The organism is Methylibium sp. (assembly GCF_013817365.1).
Classification (GTDB): domain Bacteria; phylum Pseudomonadota; class Gammaproteobacteria; order Burkholderiales; family Burkholderiaceae_C; genus Methylibium.
Genome location: NZ_JACDCU010000271.1, coordinates 1 through 5,807 on the forward strand (window position 1 = coordinate 1; position 5,807 = coordinate 5,807).

7 protein-coding genes and 1 other RNA gene are annotated in these 5,807 nt (G+C 69.6%); 7 read left to right on the forward strand and 1 reads right to left on the reverse strand.

Going from position 1 to position 5,807, the window contains the following annotated elements:
• The first annotated feature begins 159 nt into the window (after nucleotides 1-159).
• From H0W38_RS15245 to panB, 6 genes are read left to right on the forward strand one after another with little or no spacing between them, the layout of a single operon-like run.
• Entirely contained in the window at nucleotides 160-1,077 is a 918-nt protein-coding gene (locus H0W38_RS15245; protein ID WP_292455556.1) for a biotin-independent malonate decarboxylase subunit beta, read from the forward strand.
• On the forward strand, nucleotides 1,070-1,774 hold the full coding sequence (locus H0W38_RS15250) for a biotin-independent malonate decarboxylase subunit gamma (RefSeq protein WP_292455558.1): 705 nt from the start codon (nucleotides 1,070-1,072) through the stop codon (nucleotides 1,772-1,774). Before H0W38_RS15245 ends, H0W38_RS15250 begins: the two co-directional genes overlap by 8 nt.
• Before the next feature lie 11 nt (nucleotides 1,775-1,785).
• Complete coding sequence (gene mdcG, locus H0W38_RS15255; RefSeq protein ID WP_292455559.1) at nucleotides 1,786-2,475, forward strand: malonate decarboxylase holo-[acyl-carrier-protein] synthase; 690 nt, start codon at nucleotides 1,786-1,788, stop codon at nucleotides 2,473-2,475.
• Nucleotides 2,469-3,335, forward strand: coding sequence for a triphosphoribosyl-dephospho-CoA synthase MdcB (mdcB, locus tag H0W38_RS15260; RefSeq protein WP_292455561.1), 867 nt, complete (start codon nucleotides 2,469-2,471; stop codon nucleotides 3,333-3,335). The genes mdcG and mdcB overlap by 7 nt, the downstream gene beginning before the upstream one ends.
• 7 nt (nucleotides 3,336-3,342) lie before the next feature.
• On the forward strand, nucleotides 3,343-4,257 hold the full coding sequence (locus H0W38_RS15265; RefSeq protein ID WP_292455563.1) for an acyltransferase domain-containing protein: 915 nt from the start codon (nucleotides 3,343-3,345) through the stop codon (nucleotides 4,255-4,257).
• A 40-nt stretch (nucleotides 4,258-4,297) separates the two neighbouring features.
• Complete coding sequence (panB, locus tag H0W38_RS15270; RefSeq protein WP_292455566.1) at nucleotides 4,298-5,185, forward strand: 3-methyl-2-oxobutanoate hydroxymethyltransferase; 888 nt, start codon at nucleotides 4,298-4,300, stop codon at nucleotides 5,183-5,185.
• 13 nt (nucleotides 5,186-5,198) lie between these two features.
• Here the strand turns inward: panB and H0W38_RS15275 are convergent, their stop codons facing one another.
• Nucleotides 5,199-5,459: a hypothetical protein gene (locus H0W38_RS15275; protein WP_292455568.1), complete on the reverse strand. Its 261-nt coding sequence runs from the start codon at nucleotides 5,457-5,459 to the stop codon at nucleotides 5,199-5,201.
• A 198-nt stretch (nucleotides 5,460-5,657) separates the two neighbouring features.
• Between H0W38_RS15275 and ffs the strand changes: the two genes are divergently transcribed.
• Nucleotides 5,658-5,755: signal recognition particle sRNA small type (gene ffs, locus H0W38_RS15280), an RNA gene on the forward strand.
• Nucleotides 5,756-5,807: the final 52 nt, after the last annotated feature.

Here is a 5,807-nt window from a genome sequence, read left to right on the forward strand (position 1 = left end):
CACCACCGCACTGAAGCGAAGCACGCCGCCCGCCCCCCGGCTTTGCCCCCGCCACCAACCCGCACCGTCAAGACCAAAAGTCCACAACAGTCGGGCATGAACACTCACCACCGCAATGTTTCATCCGTCACTGATCGCGCCATGCCGGAGCCCGCTGAGATGAGCACCCCGCGAACCGCCGCCATCACACCGCAAAGCTTCTACGAGGCCACCGCACGTCAACGCGTGCGCGGCCTGTTCGACGCCGGCTCGGTGACGGAAATCCTGCCGCCGCAGGAACGCGTGTGCAGCCCGCATCTGGCGGCCCTCAGCCTGCCGACCGCCTTCGACGACGGGGTCATGATCGGCAGCGCGCGCCTCGAAGGCCGCCCGGTGCTGTTCGCCTCGGAGGAGCCGGCCTTCATGGGCGGCTCCGTCGGCGAAGTACACGGCGCCAAGCTCACCGGCTTGCTCCTGCGCGCGGCGCGGGACAAGCCCGATGCGGTGGTGCTGCTGCTGGACACCGGCGGCGTGCGCCTGCACGAGGCCAATGCGGGGCTGATCGCGATCTCCGAGATTCAGCGCGCGGTGTTCGATGCGCGTGCCGCGGGGGTGAACGTCATCGTCGTGTGCGCCGGCCGCAACGGCTGCTACGGCGGCCTGGGCATCGTCGCGCGCGGCTGCGACCACATCGTGATGACGGAAGAAGGCCGCCATTCGGTGTCGGGGCCGGAGGTGATCGAATCGCAGAAGGGCGTGGAGGAGTTCGACGCCACCGACCGCGCGCTGGTGTGGCGAACGATGGGCGGAAAGCACCGCTATCTGATTGGCGAGGCCGACGCGTTCGCGCTGGACAGCATGGACGGTCTTCGCCGGGCCGTGGTTGCACTCTTCGACCAGCCCGTCGCCTTGCACCTCGAAGCGGTGCGTCGGGAGCACGAAGCCCTGCAGCGCCGTCTGCAGCGCTTCGGCACGGCCGCGGACGCCGCCGACATCTGGGCGGGCCTCGGCGTGCCCGATCCGGCGGGCGTACCGATGCTGGACAAGGACGATTTCGTGTCGATGGCCGACCCGCTGCGGGAGCGTTCCGATGCCTGACGTCATGCCCCTGTGCGACCGGCTGTTCCCCGAAGGCCACGACGTGCGCGCCGAGGGCGACCTCCTGCGCGGCACGGGCGCAACCTCGCACGGCCCCGTGGCAGTGGTCGGCACGCGCAACCGTGCCGGCATCGGCGTGGACCTGGCGTTCGCGCTGGCCACCGAGGTGCTGCAGATCGTCGCGCGCTTTCCGAAGCGGCCGATCCTGATGCTCGTCGACACGCAAGGGCAGCAACTCTCCCGGCGCGACGAGCTGCTCGGCAACGGCGGCTATCTGGCGCACCTGGCCAAGTGCTTCGAGATCGCGCGCCTGCAAGGGCACCTGCTGCTCAGCCTGGTCTACGGCGAGGCCGTCAGCGGCGGGTACCTGTCGCTCGGCATGATCGCCGACCGCGCCTACGCGCTCGCCGACGCGCAGATCCGCGTGATGGCGCTGCCGGCGATGTCGCGTATCACGCAGATCCCGATCGAGGATCTGCAGGAGCTGTGCCGCACCTCGGCCATCTTCGGGCCGGGGGTCGACAACTATCAGCGACTCGGCGCTGTCGAGGACGTGTGGGCCGGCGACCTGGCATCGAGCCTCGCACAAGCGCTCCGCACGCCGGCAGGGAGTGATCGGCGCGCACAGCTGGGCGCCGCGCGCGGCGGGCGCGTGCACGCCGAGCGCGTCATCGCCGCCGTGCTGGCGGCACCCTGAGCCTTTCGACGATGGCGGTGACAACAAGCCCGGCGTCGCCGTTGCGCCATCGGCGTGTGTGGCTGAACCCGGCCCTGAACCAAGACGACGTGGCGGGATGCAGCGCTCCCACGGCGACGGCCCTGCTGATCGAGTGGGTTGGCAAGGGCCGGCCCCTGGTCGGGCGCGGCGCGCTGCCCCACGACACAGCCGGCTGGCTGCCGCTGGGCCTGGCAGTGGTCGATGCCGGCGGTCAGGCCCGACGGTCGTTCTGCGTGCCGATGCACGCCGTGTTGCGCATCAAGGAGCCGTTGTCGCTCGCCGAAGTGGCCCCCGGCCTGCCGCCAGCAATGCACGGCACCGCCCTGTGCCTGGTGCAGCGTGCCGGCGAGATCGGCATGCCGCTGCGCGTCTACGGCTCCGTGTTCTGGCAGCAGGCGAGCGGCAAGCCCTACCTGCACGAGAGTTCCGACCTGGACCTGCTGGCACAACCCGGGAGCGCCGACGACGCGAGGCGTTGGCTGGAGACGCTCAAGCAGATCGATGCACGCTTTGCAGTGCGGATCGACGGGGAAATCGAGCTGCCGTCCGGCGAGGCCGTCTCCTGGCGGGAGCTTGCCGCGTCCGGAAAAAAGATTCTCGTCAAGTCGGACGCGGGACCGAGCCTGCGGCCGCGCGCAAGCGTGTGGGCAGCATGGGCGCACGCGGCTCAGCCATGCTGACGATCACATCAGCACCGAAGGTCGTCTTCGGCAAGGCGCCCACCTTGCCCCAAGCGAAACAGGTTCGCAACGCCGCCGTGCGCGCTTTGTTGCAAGAGCTGATCACGTACCCGAAGCCGGGCCTGGTCAGTCTCGTCGATGCAGGCAGCCATGCCGACATGGACGCCACAAGCTTCGTGCGAAGCACGCTCGCGCTGAGGCGCTACTTCGAGGACGCGGCGCGCGCGGGCAGCGAAGGCGCATCGTTCGAGACGCTCAGGCAACTCGGTCTGGCGGCCGAGGCTCGCATGCTGCGCGCGACGCGGGGCGTGAACACGCACCGCGGCGCTGTCTTCAACCTGGGGCTGCTGGCCGGCGCGGCCGGCGCTCGCCGCAGTGCTTGTGCGGGCGCACCGATGCCCACGCTCGGCGAATGTGTGAAGCACACCTGGGGTCGCGCCATCGCGCAACACCGACGGGATGCGACGAGCCACGGCAGCCTCGTGAGCGCCCGCCATGCCGTCGGCGGTGCCCAGGCCGAAGCGGCGGCGGGCTTTCCCTCCGTCTACCGGATCGGATTGCCCGCCTACCGCGCCGTGCTTTCCCACGGCGGCTCCGTGAACCAGGCGCGCATCCAGGCCTTCTTCGAATTGCTGGCCCGCCTGGACGACACCAACCTTCTGCATCGCGGCGGACCGGGCGGCCTGGCGTATGCCCGCGCCCGCGCCGGCGTGTTCGTCGGTGAGGGCGGCGTGTTCCAGCCGCACTGGCGCGAGCGGGCCGTCGAAGTGCACCGCGCGTTCTGCGCGCGCCGTCTCAGCCCCGGCGGCAGCGCCGACCTGCTGGCGGCGTGCCTATTCGTCCACGCCATCGAACCCTGACGCGCCGGTGCAGCACTACGCGATCCTTTGCCCCGGCCAGGGCAGCCAGTCGCCCGACATGTTCGAGCTGGTCGCGGCCGACCCGCGCGGGCGCGAGGTGCTCGAAGAGGCGAGCCATACCCTCGCGTACGACGTGTTGGCGAAGGCACGAAGCGGCGACGGCCTGTTCGACAACGCCTTCGCGCAGCCGGCAATGATCGCGCTGGCCCGCGCCACGTGGACGCTGCTCGAGCCGCAAGTCCCGACGCCGGCCCTATTTGCCGGGTACAGCGTCGGCGAAGTGTCGGCATGGAGCTGCGCCGGTGCCTGGGACGTGCGCCTGTCCGTCGCAGTGGCAGTGGAGCGCGCCCGCTTGATGGACGCGCACAGCCCTCCCGGCTACGGCATGCTCGCCGCCCGCGGGCTGCCGCTGGAGCGGCTTCTCGCGCACGCCCCAGGCCTGCACCTGGCCATCGTGAACGACATCGACCACGCAGTACTGGCTGGCGCCGACGCGGCGCTCGGCGCGGCCGAAGCCGCCCTCGCCTCGCATGGCGCGTGGACACGCCGGCTCGACGTGCACGTGCCGTCGCACACGCCGGTGCTGCAAACGGCGGCTTCGGAGTTCGGCGCGTTTCTCGCGACGACCCCCATCCGGCCCGTGTCGGCACCCGTGCTGCGTGGCGTCGACGGCCGACGTTGCCTGCAAAGCAGCGAGGCGCCGCAGGCGCTGCAGCGCGCGGTATGCGAGCCGGTCCGATGGGACGACTGCATGCGCGGGATCGTCGAGTCGGGCGTGCGCGTGGTGCTCGACCTCGGGCCCGGGCAGACGCTGGCCAAGCTCTGTGCTCAGGCTCATCCGGAACTCGTCACGCGCTCCGTCGCCGATTTCAGGTCGACCCGCGGCGTGGCGGACTGGCTGCACCGTCAGCTGGCCGCCTGAGCCGAGCACCGCTTCACATTCAACATTTCAGGAGAACGACATGGCACAGAACCCCACCCCCGCGCCTTCAGACAGGAAGAAGCGCACGATCACCGAGATCCGCGCGTCCAAACAGACCGGCGAGAAGATGGTCTACACCTCGGTGCCCGACTACACCTCCGCCAAGTGGGCCGAGATGGCGGGCGTGGACGTCGCCGTGGTTGGCGACAGCCTGGCGATGGTGGCGCACGGGCACTCCAACACGATCCCGGCCACGATGGACATGATGGTGATGCATGCGCAGGCCGTGCGGCGCGGCGCGCCCAACACCTTCGTGCTCGGCTGCATGCCCTACCAGAGCTACAACACCGTGGACCGCGCGCTGCTCAACGCCACGCGCTTCATGCAGGACGGCGGCTGCGACGCTGTCAAGCCGCAAGGCGGCAAGTCGCAGGCGCACATCCTGAAGGCGCTGGTCGATGCGGGCATTCCCACCGCCTCGCACATCGGCCTCACGCCGCACACCATCGCCATGTTCGGCGGCTTCAGGATCCAGGGCCGCACGGCAGAAGCGGCGCTGAAGATCCTGGAAGACGCGCTGGCGATCCAGGACGCCGGCTGCTTCATGCTGGAGTTCGAAGCCGTGCCGGCGAAGATTGCCGCCGTCATTTCGCGCCAGCTCGAGATCCCGACAATCGGCATCGGCGCCGGTGCCGGCTGCGACGGGCAGATCCTGCTGTCGTACGACCTGCTCGGCGTGTTCACCGACTTCAAGGTCAAGTTCACCAAGCGCTACGCCAACCTGACGGAGGTGGCCGTTGCGGGACTGAGCCAGTACGTGGCCGAGGTGAAGGCCGGGCAGTTCCCCGACGACGATCACAGCTACGGGGTGGACGAAAAGGAATACGAGCGCTTCCTGAACCTGGTGGAAAAGCGCAAACAGATCTGAGGGCTGCGCCGGCTCACTCGCGGCGATGGTCCAGGGCATCGATCCACAGCGTGGCGCATTCATGGCCGAAGTCCAGTGCCTCCGTCGCGCTGGCGTGGTGCTTCCTCGGTACGTCCACCGCCACCTCGTCTTCGCTTTCCGAGCCGCGGATGTGCACCGTCACGGGCCAGGTGTCGAGACCCGTGGCGGACAAGGTGGACATCCTGATGCGGTAACCGCTGTGCGCACCGAAGGCCTCGAGCCGCGGCCCGCGGGCCACCACTTCGTATTTCATTTCTGCCGTTCCTGTTCTCGAGAAGGCGCAGCGTTTTGTACCTCGCAGCGCGCCGTGAGTCGGCGGCGGGGCGCACACGACCATGAAAGCCGCCGCTTCGCGAGGTGCCGGTCCGCGGCGCGGGCGCAGCCCGGCTGCACAGGCGCTCGAAGGGCGATTGCCGCCCTCGCGCACAAGCCCTCGCCTACAATTCGCATCGACGGGCCTCCCCGCATGGGGGCGCGGCCAACCGGGTCAGGTCGGGAACGAAGCAGCCCTAACCGTTAGCTCTCAGTGCCGGGGTCGGGCTCGTCACCCTTTTCCCTCCCGTCGTCACCCGCCACTCGCCTGCCTGAAGGCCATCACGGC